The organism is Nonomuraea cavernae (assembly GCF_040655715.1).
In the GTDB taxonomy this organism is placed as follows: Bacteria; Actinomycetota; Actinomycetes; order Streptosporangiales; family Streptosporangiaceae; genus Nonomuraea; species Nonomuraea cavernae_A.
This window is the reverse complement of sequence record NZ_JBFAKL010000016.1, coordinates 118,603-132,056: the sequence shown is the minus strand read 5'-3', so window position 1 is coordinate 132,056 and position 13,454 is coordinate 118,603. Positions and strand designations below refer to the sequence as shown.

General features: G+C 68.8%; 14 protein-coding genes, 1 tRNA gene and 1 pseudogene. 8 read left to right on the top strand and 8 right to left on the bottom strand.

Features of this window, described 5'->3' with window-relative positions; all coding sequences use genetic code 11:
• Positions 1-3: 3 nt before the first annotated feature.
• Positions 4-1,731 (bottom strand): nitroreductase/quinone reductase family protein, encoded by a 1,728-nt coding sequence (locus AB0I38_RS23580; protein ID WP_358471475.1) that lies wholly within the window; start codon positions 1,729-1,731, stop codon positions 4-6.
• A gap of 352 nt (positions 1,732-2,083) precedes the next feature.
• A pseudogene (locus tag AB0I38_RS23575) lies at positions 2,084-2,382 on the bottom strand (helix-turn-helix domain-containing protein); the annotation flags it as partial.
• A gap of 177 nt (positions 2,383-2,559) precedes the next feature.
• Here AB0I38_RS23575 and AB0I38_RS23570 point away from each other — a divergent pair.
• On the top strand, positions 2,560-2,997 hold the full coding sequence (locus AB0I38_RS23570) for a hypothetical protein (RefSeq protein ID WP_358471473.1): 438 nt from the start codon (positions 2,560-2,562) through the stop codon (positions 2,995-2,997).
• Positions 2,998-3,132: 135 nt separating this feature from the next.
• On the opposite strand, the gene AB0I38_RS23565 is transcribed toward AB0I38_RS23570, so the two are convergent.
• Together AB0I38_RS23565 and AB0I38_RS23560 are read right to left on the bottom strand one after the other, a co-directional pair.
• A tRNA-Pro gene (locus AB0I38_RS23565) sits at positions 3,133-3,206 on the bottom strand.
• A 75-nt stretch (positions 3,207-3,281) separates the two neighbouring features.
• A complete protein-coding gene (locus AB0I38_RS23560; protein WP_358471574.1) occupies positions 3,282-4,145 on the bottom strand; it encodes a metallophosphoesterase in 864 nt (287 codons plus the stop codon).
• A gap of 89 nt (positions 4,146-4,234) precedes the next feature.
• Between AB0I38_RS23560 and AB0I38_RS23555 the strand changes: the two genes are divergently transcribed.
• Complete coding sequence (locus tag AB0I38_RS23555; RefSeq protein WP_358471471.1) at positions 4,235-4,690, top strand: GatB/YqeY domain-containing protein; 456 nt, start codon at positions 4,235-4,237, stop codon at positions 4,688-4,690.
• A 43-nt stretch (positions 4,691-4,733) separates the two neighbouring features.
• Here the strand turns inward: AB0I38_RS23555 and AB0I38_RS23550 are convergent, their stop codons facing one another.
• Positions 4,734-6,911 carry a transglycosylase domain-containing protein gene (locus AB0I38_RS23550; RefSeq protein ID WP_358471469.1) on the bottom strand — a complete coding sequence of 726 codons (2,178 nt, stop codon included), beginning with the start codon at positions 6,909-6,911 and terminating at the stop codon, positions 4,734-4,736.
• A 277-nt stretch (positions 6,912-7,188) separates the two neighbouring features.
• Here AB0I38_RS23550 and AB0I38_RS23545 point away from each other — a divergent pair, with 277 nt between their 5' ends.
• Positions 7,189-7,485, top strand: a complete 297-nt coding sequence (locus AB0I38_RS23545) for a WhiB family transcriptional regulator (RefSeq protein WP_148036282.1) — start codon at positions 7,189-7,191, stop codon at positions 7,483-7,485.
• Between the two features lie 43 nt (positions 7,486-7,528).
• On the opposite strand, the gene AB0I38_RS23540 is transcribed toward AB0I38_RS23545, so the two are convergent.
• Positions 7,529-8,656 (bottom strand): ArsA family ATPase, encoded by a 1,128-nt coding sequence (locus AB0I38_RS23540; RefSeq protein ID WP_358471468.1) that lies wholly within the window; start codon positions 8,654-8,656, stop codon positions 7,529-7,531.
• Positions 8,653-9,654, bottom strand: a complete 1,002-nt coding sequence (locus tag AB0I38_RS23535; RefSeq protein ID WP_358471466.1) for an ArsA-related P-loop ATPase — start codon at positions 9,652-9,654, stop codon at positions 8,653-8,655. The genes AB0I38_RS23540 and AB0I38_RS23535 overlap by 4 nt, the downstream gene beginning before the upstream one ends.
• Before the next feature lie 76 nt (positions 9,655-9,730).
• Between AB0I38_RS23535 and AB0I38_RS23530 the strand changes: the two genes are divergently transcribed.
• The 4 genes from AB0I38_RS23530 to AB0I38_RS23515 are packed head-to-tail and all read left to right on the top strand — an operon-like array spanning position 9,731 to position 11,993.
• Positions 9,731-9,886, top strand: a complete 156-nt coding sequence (locus AB0I38_RS23530; protein ID WP_165959776.1) for a hypothetical protein — start codon at positions 9,731-9,733, stop codon at positions 9,884-9,886.
• Positions 9,883-10,341, top strand: a complete 459-nt coding sequence (locus tag AB0I38_RS23525; protein ID WP_358471464.1) for a RidA family protein — start codon at positions 9,883-9,885, stop codon at positions 10,339-10,341. Before AB0I38_RS23530 ends, AB0I38_RS23525 begins: the two co-directional genes overlap by 4 nt.
• Positions 10,342-10,398: 57 nt before the next feature.
• Complete coding sequence (locus AB0I38_RS23520; protein ID WP_358471572.1) at positions 10,399-11,205, top strand: NUDIX hydrolase; 807 nt, start codon at positions 10,399-10,401, stop codon at positions 11,203-11,205.
• The gene (locus tag AB0I38_RS23515; RefSeq protein WP_358471462.1) at positions 11,202-11,993 is read left to right on the top strand and encodes an MBL fold metallo-hydrolase; all 792 of its coding nucleotides are present in this window, start codon (positions 11,202-11,204) and stop codon (positions 11,991-11,993) included. Before AB0I38_RS23520 ends, AB0I38_RS23515 begins: the two co-directional genes overlap by 4 nt.
• Here the strand turns inward: AB0I38_RS23515 and AB0I38_RS23510 are convergent.
• The gene (locus tag AB0I38_RS23510; RefSeq protein ID WP_229697594.1) at positions 11,975-12,655 is read right to left on the bottom strand and encodes a Crp/Fnr family transcriptional regulator; all 681 of its coding nucleotides are present in this window, start codon (positions 12,653-12,655) and stop codon (positions 11,975-11,977) included. The genes AB0I38_RS23515 and AB0I38_RS23510 overlap by 19 nt on opposite strands.
• 109 nt (positions 12,656-12,764) lie before the next feature.
• Here AB0I38_RS23510 and nth point away from each other — a divergent pair, with 109 nt between their 5' ends.
• Entirely contained in the window at positions 12,765-13,421 is a 657-nt protein-coding gene (gene nth / locus AB0I38_RS23505) for an endonuclease III (RefSeq protein WP_358471459.1), read from the top strand.
• The last annotated feature ends 33 nt before the right edge of the window (positions 13,422-13,454 follow it).

The window sequence follows — 13,454 nt, the reverse complement described above, 5'->3', positions numbered from 1 at the left end:
TGATCAGCGCGATTCAGTGCCCTGTGCCTGCGTCGCGTTGATCCAGTCGGTGAGGCGGCGCAGGAAGGCCATGGCGATGGGGGGAGGATCCTGCGCCATCACGCTCGCGTGGAAGGCGTGCGGCATGCCCTCGTACAGGTCGAGGGTCACGTCGACGCCGGCGGATGAGGCCGCCGCGGCGAAGCGGCGGGCGTCGTCCAGCAGCACCTCCTTGGTCCCGGCCACCAGCAGGAGCGGCGGCAGGCCGGACAGGTCGCCATGGAGTGGAGACTGGGGTGCCCGGTCGGCCGGGGCTCCGGCCAGGTACTGGGTGACGACGTGTTCGGCCACGGGGCGGCTGATCACGTCCTGGCCGTCGTTGGTGTCCAGGGACCGGCCGGCCAGGGTCAGGTCGGTGAGCGGGGAGATCGCGATGGCCGCGCCGGGCAGCGGGACGTCCGCCTCTTTGAGCGCCAGCAGGGCCGACAGGACGAGCGTGCCACCCGATGATTCGCCGGACAGGATGACGCGGTCGGCGGGAACACCCTGTTCGAGCAGGCTCCGGTAGACGGCCACGACATCGTCGAGGGCGGCGGGGTACGGGTGGGCGGGGGCCAGGCGCTGGTCCACCTTGAAGGCGGGGCGGCCGGTGGCCTGGGACAGGCGGTGGGCCATGAGAGGTTCCAGCGCGGGCTGGGTGTGCTCGAAGCCGCCTCCGTGCACGTACAACGTGACGCCGGACTCGGTCGCCGAGCCCTCGGTGGCGGAAACCCACTGTCCCGGCACGCCGCCGGTATGGGCCAGCGCGGGCGTCATGTCGCCGGCGAGCGGTGGCGTCTGGGAGACCAGGCCCTGCATCTCGGCCATCACGGCCGCGTGGTCGTCGGGGGTGCTGGGGATGCGTGTGACGTTCAGGTGATCCTCGTTTCGGGACGGTAGCGCGTTCATCAGGGGGACGAGGTGCCGTTCTTCGTAGGCGAGATGGTCTTCGATCTCGGCGATGAGCCGGTCGATCTCGGTCGGCAGGTCGGCCGGCTCGCCTGAGAGCAGCGTTTGCAGGTCGTCGAGGAGGCGGGCCAGGACGGCGTGCTCGGCGTACAACCGGTCCAGGACCGCGTCGAGCTCAGGGTGGCGGTCACGCAGGTGGGGGAACAGCCCGCCGCTTTCGTTGGTGTGGTGGTGGTGCAGTCCGCCGCACAGGGTCAGGCAGTTGATCCGCAGTTGCGCGCCCAGGCGCGGACCCGAGGCGGTGGCCTCGGCGCGGATCAGGGCCAGCTCTCGCCGGAAGGCGTCGTGGATCGCCTTCAGCACATCGCCTTCCGGCAGGTCAGGAAAGGAGTGGGAGACAGGGGTCAGGGCGACGACGGGCAGGATGCGGCCCGACTTGACCTGGTAGTCGGCCCAGCCGGCGTCGGCTTCCACGGCATTGGCGAACAGCCGGTCGCGTTCCTCGCCGTGCAGGACGACGGCCTCGGCCTCGATCGTGAAGACGCCGGTCTCCACCGTGACCTTGGGGTTGGCCCGCAGGTTGTGGAACCAGGCAGGGTGGTGCGGCGCGCCGCCGGCCGAGGCGATGACCAGCATGCGGCCTCCGCCATCGTGCAGGTAGCCGAGCGGGACGGTGTGGCGGGCTCCCGAGCGGGATCCCGTGGTGGTCAGCAGGAGCAGCCGGGCTCCCTCGAAAGGCCCGCCCACCTCCCCGCGGTTGGCGCGGAATTCCTCGATGATCTGCTGGTTGAAGTCGTACGGCATTCTTTGCTTTCTTGCTGGAAATGGCTCCGTAGCGCGTTTTCGGGCATGACGAATCGACCACGTCGCCACATGAAGGCCAGTGGTTCGAAGTAATGACGAAAACGCGCGCGGCAACGGCCCGGCGTGACGGCGATTTCGCCGACGCCGTGGGAGCGCGCGGAAGCGCGATGAGAACGATGCTTCAGATCAGGGAGGCAGGAGACGCGGCGGACCTCGCGCCCGCCCGGCGCTCACGCCGTGGCCGGGTGCCCCACTCGCTCTTGGCCCATGGCCGACCCGGCAGTCACGATCTTTACGTTATCGCCACTCAGCAGTGCGGGCAACACTGTATTTACGTGATGCGGCATTTACGGTGACGCGCCGGGTCCCGCTTGGCTTTGCGCAGTGCCCGGCCGAGCTCGGGTGAGCGGGCCGACAGCAGCGCCACCGTCTTTTCCGCATACCGCCACGCGGTCGCGGTGGAGATCCCGAAGCCGGCCCCGAGCGGTGAACGTCTCGCCTTTACGCAGGTAGACCAGCACGAGTAACGCCCTGCCGGGGGTTGATCCGCCGCCAGACCGACCCGATCGCCTTACGGTGGCGGCGGATCATCCCGGCGACGTAGTTCAACGTCTGAGGCGACAAATCGTCGGCAGCACGATAGAAAAGCATCCGAGGCCCCTGGTTGTGACGGATCTGGTTGTGGTGATCAATCCATCTACCAGGGGTTTCTTGCGTCGTCAGGCGAACATCAGGCTCGCGATCATGCTGTGAGCCAGCGATCCGCCGCCAGGAGGATGCAAAGGCTCAATGTATGGTTCTACGCACATCGGACGTGACACGTTAGACATGAGCATCATCTCGGACATCCGGTGGAGGCTCGCCTTGGCCGTCGCCGGATGTGCGCTGCTGTTCGGGTGCGGCACCGCGGAGGCGCCCGGTGGTGCCGCCAGTCCCCGGGCCGCGGTGGACGCCTATGTGCTCGGGCTGAACCAGCATGATGCGCAGGGGCTCGCTCTGCTGGCTCCGATCGGGAACGATCCGGCAGCCGATATCCGGCGCCGGCTGGAGACGTATGGCGGCCGGCAGATCCGGCTTGAGAATGTCGACATCAGCAGTGAGATCTCGCCGGAGATGGCGACTGCCCGGCTCGTGGGGCGCGGCACCTCTGGGCACTATCACGAGACCCTGGTGCTCACTCGCCAGGACCGGCGCTGGCATGTCGCCTTGGGGGCGCATCCCAGTCCGGCAAAGACCCCGGCCTCGACGGCTCGCCGTACAGGCTGAAGTCCTGTAATCACACATATGCCGACGGGTTGAGTCCGAGTGAGATGGCTCCCCGATTGGCTCCCATCGACTCCCAGAAACGGAAAAGGGCCTGACCCGCTTAGCGGATCAAGCCCTCTACCTGGTCAAACAGCGTCGGGGTGGCGGGATTTGAACCCACGACCTCTTCGTCCCGAACGAAGCGCGCTGCCAAGCTGCGCTACACCCCGGTGCACGCCGTCTTGCACGTGCTTGGGAAAGTCTAGCGGACTTCGAGGGCGCTTGTGACCGCGTCCACCCCCGCGTCAGCGCCGGGGAAGCAGCGTGAGCAGTGTGGCCTCGGGGAAGCAGGCGAACCGGGCCGGCGCGTACGGGGAGGTGCCGAGGCCGGCCGAGACGTGCAGCCAGGCGGAGTCATGGCGGCTCAGGCCCTTGACGCGGGCCCGGTCGATGCCGCAGTTGGTGACGAGGGCGCCGTAGAACGGGATGCAGAGCTGCCCGCCGTGCGTGTGGCCGGCCAGCAGGAGCTGGTAGCCGTCGGCGGCGAAGCGGGTCATGTTGCGGGGCTCGGGGGAGTGCATGACGCCGAGGCGGAGGTCGGCGTCGGCGGGAGCGGGGCCGGCGACGAGGTCGTAGCGGTCGCGGTCGATGTGGGAGTCGTGGATGCCGGCCACGGCCACGTCGAGGTCGCCCACCTTGACGCGGGCCGTGGTGTTGTTCATGTCGAGCCAGCCCTCGGCCGCCATGCCCGCGCCGAGCTCCTCCCACGGGAGCGTGGGGACGTGCTGGCGGCGTTCGCTCTTGGAGGTGCGCCACAGGTAGCGGAAGGGGTTCTTCGGCTTGGGGGCGTAGAGGTCGTTGGACCCGTACACGAACAGGCCGGGGCGCGAGAGCAGCGGCTCCAGGGCGTGCAGGAGCGAGGGGACGGCGTCGGGGTGGGCGATGGAGTCGCCCGTGTTGACGACGAGGTCGGGCCGCAGGGCGCCGAGCGAGCGGACCCAGTTGATCAGCATGCTGCGCCGGGGCGTCAGGTGCAGATCGGTCAGGTGCAGGATGCGTACGGGACGCTGCCCGCGCGCCAGGACCGGCACGTCGAAGCGGCGCAGCCGGAAGGAGTTGCGCTCGACGACCGAGGCGTAGCCGACCCCGGCCAGGCCGAGACCGAGCATGGACAGTGGCACCGCGACGGCTTTCCTCACGTACTCATGATGCCCGACATCCGGCGCGAGCCGTTCGCCCAGACGGCAAGATGGACCGCATGAGTGCATTGAAAGACAAGCTGAAGGCCGATCTGACGGCTTCGCTGAAGAACCGGGACGAGGTGCGTCTCCGGACTGTTCGGATGGCACTGGCCGCGGTGAACGTGGAGGAGGTCGCCGGCAAGCAGGCTCGCGAGCTCTCCGACGACGAGATCATCAAGGTGCTGACCAAGGAGGCCAAGAAGCGGCGCGAGGCGGCCGAGGCGTTCGGCAACGCCGGGCGCGCCGAGCAGGCCCAGGCGGAGCTCGACGAGCAGGCCGTGCTGGAGGAGTACCTTCCGGCGCAACTGTCCGACGAGGAGCTGGGGCGGCTCGTGGACGAGGCGGTCGCCGAGACCGGCGCCTCTGGCCCGCAGGCCATGGGCCAGGTCATGAAGGTCGTCAACCCGAAGGTCGCGGGCCGGGCCGAAGGGGGACGGGTCGCCGCCGCCGTCCGCGCGCGGCTCGCCGGTTAGCGGCCGGTGAGGCCTCCGCGTCGACGCGGAGGCCTCGCGGGAGTCAGCCGCGGCCCCGGCCGCGGTTGCCGCGCTGGAACGGGTTGTCGTCGTTCATGTCGAACTGGTCGTTGAGCTGGTCGACGAGGTCGGGCCCGTCGTCCTCGCGCTTCTTCTTGGGCTTGGGCGCGCAGACGTCGGTGCAGCCGCCGAAGCGTGCGTGGTTGACCGGGGTGAACTTGGCGGGTTCGATGCCCTTCAGCGCGCCGATCATCGAGTATTTCCAGACGGCCCCGGAGATGGTCGCGCCGTAGACGTAGTCGTAGTGGCGCCCCTTGATGATGACGTTGGTCAGGTCGTGGCCGAACGCGCCGCGTGGGTCGCCGAGGCTGACCGCGGAGGCCAGATTGGGGGTGTAGCCGGCGAACCAGGCGGCCGTGTAGCCGTCGGTGGTGCCGGTCTTGCCCGCCGCGTCACGGCCGATGCCGCCCACACCGGTCATGGTGCCCTTGGTGAAGACACCCGAGAGGATGCCGCTGACCGCGTCGGCGACCTCGGGGTCCATGACCTTCGAGCACTTGGGCTTGAACTGCTTGGCCTTGCCGTTGCGGTCCTTGATCTCGGTGATGGCCAGCGGCGTGCAGTACTGGCCGCGGGAGGCGAAGACGGCGTAGGTGTTGGCCACCGTGACCGGGTCGACCTCGTTGACGCCGAGAGTGAACGTCTCGACCTCGCGGAGTTTTCCGCCGTCGGCCCGCTTGAGCCCGAGGCGCTTGGCCAGCTTGACCACCTTGCAGAGGGTGACCCGCTCCTCGAGCTTCATGAAGAACGTGTTGACCGAGCCCCAGGTGCCGGACTGCAGGGTCTTGAAGCCGCCGCCGCCCTCACTGGAGTTGCGCACCTCGTGGGTGGGGTCGCCGACCCGGTTGCCCTTGCAGTCGCGGAAGGAGCCGTAGCCGGCCGCGGTGTAGCCGGCGGGCGAGGGGAAGCCGTCGTTGTACTTCATTCCCTCCTCCAGCGCCGCGGCGAGAGTGTACGGCTTGGCGGTGGAGCCCTGCTGGAAGCCGCTGCCGCCGCCGTGCTTGGCGTCGGCGACGACGTTGTAGCTGATCTCGTTCTTCTTCTTGTTGCCGCCGAACTTGCGGGAGGCGGCCATGGCCTTGATCTCGCCGGTGCCCGGCACGATCATCGCCTGCGCGGCGACCGGCTTGTCCTTGGTGCTGACGTACCTCTTGATCGCATTGTCGGCGGCGGCCTGCATCTTCGGGTCGATCGTGGTCTTGATCGTCAGACCGCCGCGCTGGAGCAGGCGCAGGCGCTCCTTCGGAGTCTTGCCGAACTCCTCGTTGGTGAGGATCTCGTTCTGGACGTAGAGGCAGAAGTACGGGTACTTGCTGACCTCGCAGCCGCCGGGCACCTTGACGTCCTTGAAGCCGAGCTTCTTGGCCTTGGCCTCGGTGGCCTCCTGCGGCGTGATCTTCTCCAGTTCGGCCATCCGGTCGAGCACGACGTTGCGCCGTTCGAGCAGCGCGGCCCGGGACTTCTTGTTCACGTTGGGGTCGGTGCGTGCGGGGTTCTGGACGGCTCCCGCGAGTGTGGCCGCCTCGGCGAGGTTGAGCTCGGAGGCGGATTTGCCGAAGAAGCGCTTGGACGCGGCCTGGATGCCGTGGGCGCCGGCGCCGAAGTAGGCGATGTTGAGGTACTTCTCCAGGATCTGGTCCTTGGAGTACTTCTTCTCCATGGCCATGGCGTAGCGCAGCTCATTGAGCTTGCGGGAGACGGTCGGCGCGATGGCCGCCTGCTGCTCCTCGCGCGTCTCGGCGGCGTTGACCAGCACCTGCTTGACGTACTGCTGGGTGATCGAGGATCCGCCCTGCGTCACGCCGCCGGTGGTGAGGTTCTTGGCCAGGGCTCGGGCCGTGCCCTCGATGTCGATCGGTCCGTGCTGGTAGTAGCGGAAGTCCTCGATCGAGATCAGCGCCGTCTGCATGATCGGGGCGACCTTGTCGAGCACCACCGACTGGCGGTTCTCGTAGTAGAACTGCGCGATCTGCTTGCCGTTGGCGTCCTGGAGCACTGTGCGCTCGGGCAGCGGAGGCTCGTTGAGCTCCTCCGGTTTGAGGTTGATCCCCTCCATCGCGGATTTCGCGGTGACGCCCGCTCCGCCGACCGCGGGCAGCGCTACCGCGGCCGTCAGCACCCCTGCGGCCACACCCGCGGCGATCAGCCGCGTGACGTTCAAGAACGGCGATGATCGATCTTTGCCCTGAGCTTGCACAAGGAACAGGGTACGTCGAAAGAGTGACCTTATCGGCAACTCGTCACCATTTCGCCTTGACTGACGGGGGTGACTAGTCATTCCCGGTCAACACTCCACCTAGAAATTGGTCCTCTGGGGTCTGTCGGCCCGAACGTCTAGTTGCGTACGTTCTCCTCTGCGGCAACTGAATACGGAGGCTCGGCGCCCGCGCCCGTCGGCCCCAAATGACGACTGACCACCTAAGGGGAGTGGGGTCGAAATGTGGATCACGGATTGGACCTCCCGTGCCGCCTGTCGGGGTGCGGACCCGGACGCGCTGTTCGTCCAAGGTGCCGCCCAAAACAGGGCAAAACTGATCTGCCGAGGATGCCCGGTCCGTACCGAATGCCTCGCCGATGCGCTGGACAACCGCATCGAGTTCGGGGTGTGGGGCGGTATGACCGAACGTGAGCGCCGGGCTCTCCTGAGGCGGCGACCGGATGTGGACTCGTGGCGTGAGCTGCTCGAGTCCGCCAAAGAAGAGTACGAACGGACCAACGAGCTGATCGCGGGCTGATCCAGCCCGGAGCGTACGGCCGGCGACCTCGCCGGCCGTACTCTCATGCGCTCGCCAGGAGCTCCCCGATCTCGCGCAGACCCGCCAGGTCGTGGACGTCCTCCGACATCGCGCGCACCTGTGCCACCGGCACGGTGGGATGTGCGGTGACGAAGTGCTCCTGCTCTCGGTGCTCGCGGGCCGCGAGTTGCATCCGACCGGCGTGCAGCCGCAGCACGGCGGCGGTCAGCTCGTGCTCGCCCCGAGACTCCAGCTCCTCGGCCGCGGCGGCGCTCCGTGCCGCTGAGAGCTTCGTGACGGGTGACTCGTGCACCCGGTTGACCACCAGCCCCGCGAGCGGCATGCGCTCTTCGGCGAGCCGTTCGACGAAGTAGGAGGCCTCGCGCATCGCGTCGCGCTCGGGCGCGGCCACCACCAGGAACGCGGTGCCGGGCGCCTGCAGCAGCTTGTACGTCATCTCCGCGCGCTGCCGGAACCCGCCGAAGACGGCGTCGAGGGCCGACACGAACGTCTGCAGGTCCTTCAGCACCTGCGCGCCCAGGAGCTTGGTCATCGCGCCGGCGACCAGCCCGAACCCCGCGTTGAGCAGCCTGAACGCGCTACGCCCGCCGGCCTTGGCCGGGGCGGTCAGCAACCGGATGAACCGGCCGTCGAGGAAGCGGCCGAGCCGTTCGGGCGCGTCGAGGAAGTCGAGCGCCGAGCGCGAGGGGGGCGTGTCGACGATGATCAGATCCCACTCGTCCGACCGGCGGAGCTGGCCGAGCTTCTCCATGGCCATGTACTCCTGGGTGCCGGAGAAGCTCGACGACAGCGACTTGTAGAAGGGGTTGGACAGGATCTGCCGGGCGCGCACCGGATCGGCGTGGGCCTCGATGATCTCGTCGAACGTACGCTTCATGTCGAGCATCATCGCGAACAACTGCCCGCCGCCCTCGGGCGAGCTGATCAGCCGAGGCGTGTTGTCGAGCTCGCTGAGGCCCATCGACTGGGCGAGCCGCCTGGCCGGGTCGACGGTCAGCACGACCGCGCACCGGCCGCGCTCGGCGGCCCGCAGCCCCAGCGCGGCGGCCGTGGTGGTCTTGCCCACCCCGCCCGCGCCGCAGCAGACGATGATCCGGGTGCCCTTGTCGTCGAGGATCGCGTCGATGTCGAGAACGGGGGGCTTCTTCACGCGGCTCCCTGGGTGCGGATGGTCTCGGCCAGCTCGTACAGGCCGGCCAGGTCGACGCCGTCGGCCAGCAGCGGCAGCTCGTAGCGCGGCAACGGCGCCTCGGCCAGAGACTCGCGCTCGGAGTCTTCCAACTCGGCGCGGCGGGCGTGCTCCGTGATCTCCTCGGCCAGCGCCTCGGCCATCGCGGAGGCGTCGGAGCCGTCGGCCAGCCCGGCGGTCTTGAGGCCCAGCGCGAGCTCGGCCGGGTCGAAACGGCCCTTTACCGCCATGTCAAGGACGGACTGCGGGAGCTGTGACTCGCGGACCATGTTGATGAAGATCCCGCCGGCCGGCAGGCCCGCCTCTCGAAGCTCACCGATGCCGTCGAGCGTCTCCTGCACCGGCATCTCCTCGAGCACCGTGACGAAGTGCACGGCCGTCTCGGGAGACTTCACGACCCCGTTGACCAGCTCGGAGTGGTTCTTGATCGGCCCCATCTTGGCCAGGCCCGCCACCTCCTGGGTGACGTTGAGGAAACGCGCGATGCGGCCGGTCGGCGGGGCGTCGAGCACGACCGCGTCGTACACCCGCTTGCCCCGCTTGTCGCGCCTGCGCACGGCCTCGGTCGTCTTGCCCGTGACGAGCACGTCGCGAAAGCCGGGGGCGACGGTGGTGGCGAAGTCGACGATGCCCATCTTGGTCAGCGCCCGGCCCGCGCGGCGCATCCCGTAGAACATCTCCATGTATTCGAGCATGGCCTCTTCGGGGTCGACGGACAGCGCGTAAACGTCACCGCCGTCCGGTGCCACCGCGATGCGCCGCTCCTCGTAAGGCAGGGGCGGCAGGTCGAAGATCTGCGCGATGCCCTGCCGGCCTTCGACCTCGACGAGCAGCACCTTGCGCCCGCCCGACGCCAGCGCGAGAGCGAGAGCGGCGGCGACCGTCGTCTTGCCGGTGCCGCCCTTGCCGGTGACGACGTGCAGGCGCACGCCATCCCAATCGGTGTCCCGAGAGTCCACGATTCGAGGCTACCGAACGGTCACTCGACGCAAGTCGATGGGCAGCCTTGACATACCTCACACTACGCTGATCCCCATGAAGAAATGGGAGTACCTCACGGCGCCCGTGCTCATCCACAACACAAAAATGATCTTGGATAATTTCGGCGCCGACGGCTGGGAGCTGGTTCAGATCCTGCAGGGTGCCACGCCCGAGCAGCTGGTCGCCTACTTCAAGAGGGAGAAGCAGTGACTCCGGAGGAGAAGCTGGCCGAGCTGGGCCTGACCCTGCCGGCGGTGGTCGCGCCGCTCGCCGCGTACGTGCCCGTCGTCCGCACCGGTGACCTCGTCTACACCTCGGGACAGCTCCCGATGGTCGACGGCAAGCTGCCCCTGACCGGCAAGCTGGGGGCCGAGGTGAGCGTCGACGAGGGCAAGGAGATGGCCCGTCTCTGCGCGCTCAACGCCCTGGCCGCGCTCAAGTCCGAGGCCGGTGACCTCGCCGCCGTCAAGCGCGTCGTCAAGGTCGTCGTCTTCGTCGCCAGCGAACCCGGCTTCACCCAGCAGCCGCAGGTCGCCAACGGCGCCAGCGAGTTCCTGTCCGAGGTGCTCGGCGACGCGGGCAAGCACGCCCGCAGCGCCGTCGGCGTGGCCGTCCTCCCGCTCGACGCTCCGGTGGAAGTGGAGTTGGTCGCCGAGGTGGGCTGAGTGTCGGATATGTCACGATGACCCGAGTGATGTTCTAGAGGAGGTCATGTGACTGGTCTGTCGCTCCCCGCTGAGTTCGCCACCCGGGCACGGGACATTATCGCCGGACGTGTCGCACCGGTCCCCGCCCGGGACTCCGCCACGGTGGTGGTCCTGCGCGAGGGCCCACCGGGCGGTCTCCAGGTCTACCTGCTCAGGCGCAAGTCCACGATGGCCTTCGCGGCAGGCGCGTACGTCTTCCCCGGCGGCTCGGTTGACCCACGCGACAGCGACCACGCCGTCGCCTGGGCCGGGCCGTCGCCGGCGGAGTGGGGCCGGATCCTCGCCGCCGACGAGCGGGTGGCGCGCGGACTGGTCTGCGCGGCCGTCCGCGAGACGTTCGAGGAGTCGGGCGTGCTGCTGGCCGGCCCCGGCCCCGACTCCGTCGTCGCGGACACCACCGGAGACGACTGGGAGGCCGACCGGCTGGCGCTCATCGACCGCAGTCTGGCCTTCGCCGACTTCCTCGCCAAGCGCGGCCTCGTGCTCCGCTCCGACCTGCTCAAGGCCTGGGCCCACTGGATCACCCCGGAGGTCGAGCCGAAGAGATTCGACACCCGGTTCTTCGTCGCCGTGCTCCCCGACGGGCAACGCACCCGTGACGTGGGCGGCGAGGCCGACCAGGTCGTCTGGCAGCGACCGGAGGAGGCCATCGAGCTGGCGCACCAGGGCGCCATCTTCCTGATGCCGCCGACGCACAAGACCCTGACCGAGCTGACCGCGTACGACAGCGTGGGGGCGGTGCTGGCCGCGGAGCGTGAGATCGTCACGATCCTGCCGAAGGTGCTGGAGATCGACGGCGAGTGGCGGCTGGTGACCTCATGAGCGGCCTCCACATCCCCCTCGGCAGCCCCGACGGATCCCGTACGACCCATGCCGAGAACCTGCTGGCGCCCAACCCGTCACCCATGACGCTCGACGGCACCAACACGTGGATCATCGGCGACCGGGAGACCGTCGTCATCGACCCGGGGCCCGACGACGAGCGCCACCTGCGCAGGGTCGCCGGCCACCTGGGCGAGCGCCGGGTCACCCAGATCCTGCTCACCCACGGCCACCACGACCACAGCGGCGGCGCCAGGCGCTTCGCCGAGTTGGTCGGCGCGCCGGTGCGGGCGCTCGACCCCAGGCATCGGCTGGGTGAGGAGGGGCTGGGTGAGGGTGACGTGGTGACCGCGGGCGGCGTCGAGATCCACGTGTACGGCACGCCGGGCCACTCGTTCGACTCGCTCTGCTTCTGGCTGCCCGCGGACCGGGCCATTCTCACCGGCGACACCGTGCTCGGCAGGGGCCCCACCGTGATCGCGTCCGACGGCGGCGACCTGGGCGACTACCTGCGCACCCTCGACCGGCTGAGGTCGGTCGCGGAGAGCCTGGAGGCGGAGGCCCTGCTTCCCGGGCACGGCCCGGTGCTGCCCGACCCGATCGGCGCGCTCGACGGCTACATCGCCCACCGCCGCGAACGGCTCGACCAGATCAGGGCCGCCCGGCAACAGGGCGCGCGGACACCCCGAGAGGTCGTCGAGATCGTCTATGCCGACGTCGACAGGTCGCTCTGGCCCTTCGCCGAGATGTCGGTGCGGGCCCAGCTCGACTATCTCGAACGGTTGTAGAGCCGGTCCATGTCGAGGATGACCACGGCCTTGGCCTCGATGCGCAGCCAGCCACGCTGCGCGAAGTCGGCCAGGGCCTTGTTGACCGTCTCGCGCGAGGCGCCGACCAACTGGGCCAGCTCCTCCTGAGTGAGGTCGTGGTGCACCCGCGTGCCCTCGTCGGTCTTGCTGCCGAACCGCTCGGCCAGGTCGAGCAACTGCTTGGCCACCCGGCCGGGCACGTCGGTGAAGACCAGGTCGGCCAGCACGTCGTTGGTGCGGCGTAGCCGCTGGGCGAGCGCCCGCAGCAGGTGGAGCGCCACCTCAGGGCGGCCGGTGAGCCAGGGGCGCAGGTCGTCGTGGCCGAGCCCGGCCAGCCGCACGTCGGTCAGCGCGGTCGCGGTGGCGGTGCGGGGTCTGGGATCGAACAACGACAGCTCGCCGAACATCTCACTCGGACCGAGGACGCTGAGGAGGTTTTCGCGGCCGTCCGGAGACTGGCGGGAGAGCTTGATCTTGCCTTCGAGAACGACGTAGAGCCGGTCACCGGTCTCGTTCTCGTGGAAGAGCGTCTGCCCCTTCGACAGCTGGACTTCGGTGATGCTGGTCCGCAGCGCCGCGGCGCTCTCGCGGTCGAGCGCGGCGAACAGGGGGGCCTTGCCCAGCACATCTTCGGTGTTCAACTCTGCCTCCTCTGCTGCCCATTGTGGCTCACCCCACCCCAGGCGGCGCACATAGGCTATGGGAATGCCCACTGAGTCAAGGCTCGCCCTTGTGCGGCGTGCTCGCCGGATGAACCGCATTTTGGCGGAAACCTATCCCGACGCTCACTGCGAGCTTGACTTCGGCAGCCCGCTTGAGCTGCTGGTCGCCACCATCCTCTCGGCGCAGTGTACGGACAAACGGGTCAATATGGTGACTCCTACCCTGTTCGCCAAGTACCCCACCGTGTCCGACTATGCGGCGGCAGACCGGGCCGAGATGGAAGACATCATCCGTTCCACCGGCTTCTTCCGCGCCAAGACCAACAGCATCATCGGCATGGCCCAGGCCGTCTGCGACCGCTATGGCGGCGTGGTGCCCGCCAAGCTGAAAGACCTGGTCACCCTCCCCGGCGTGGGCCGCAAGACCGCCAACGTCGTGCTCGGCAACGCCTTCGACGTCCCCGGCCTCACCGTCGACACCCACTTCCAGCGGCTGGTCCGCCGCTTCGGCTGGACCGACGAGACCGACCCGGTCAAGATCGAGCACGTCGTGGGCGAGCTGATCCCCAGGCGCGAGTGGACGGTCTTCTCCCACCGGGTGATCTGGCACGGCCGCCGCATCTGCCACGCCCGCCGGCCCGCCTGCGGCGTCTGCCCCCTGGCCACCCTCTGCCCCTCCTACGGCACCGGCCCGACGGGCGCCGACGAGGCCCGCAAGCTCGTAAGATCGGGTCCCTTCTCCTGACCGGGAAGTCCCGGAGGGCCTGGCGTGTTGGAG

Bases quoted from the DNA above. Each gene is read 5' to 3' on its own strand.
- AB0I38_RS23580 (WP_358471475.1), bottom strand. From the start codon at position 1,731: ATGCCGTACGACTTCAACCAGCAGATCATCGAGGAATTCCGCGCCAAC.
- nth (WP_358471459.1), top strand. From the start codon at position 12,765: ATGAACCGCATTTTGGCGGAAACCTATCCCGACGCTCACTGCGAGCTT.
- AB0I38_RS23530 (WP_165959776.1), top strand. From the start codon at position 9,731: ATGAAGAAATGGGAGTACCTCACGGCGCCCGTGCTCATCCACAACACA.
- AB0I38_RS23515 (WP_358471462.1), top strand. From the start codon at position 11,202: ATGAGCGGCCTCCACATCCCCCTCGGCAGCCCCGACGGATCCCGTACG.
- AB0I38_RS23545 (WP_148036282.1), top strand. From the start codon at position 7,189: ATGTGGATCACGGATTGGACCTCCCGTGCCGCCTGTCGGGGTGCGGAC.
- AB0I38_RS23570 (WP_358471473.1), top strand. From the start codon at position 2,560: ATGAGCATCATCTCGGACATCCGGTGGAGGCTCGCCTTGGCCGTCGCC.
- AB0I38_RS23555 (WP_358471471.1), top strand. From the start codon at position 4,235: ATGAGTGCATTGAAAGACAAGCTGAAGGCCGATCTGACGGCTTCGCTG.
- AB0I38_RS23560 (WP_358471574.1), bottom strand. From the start codon at position 4,145: ATGCTCGGTCTCGGCCTGGCCGGGGTCGGCTACGCCTCGGTCGTCGAG.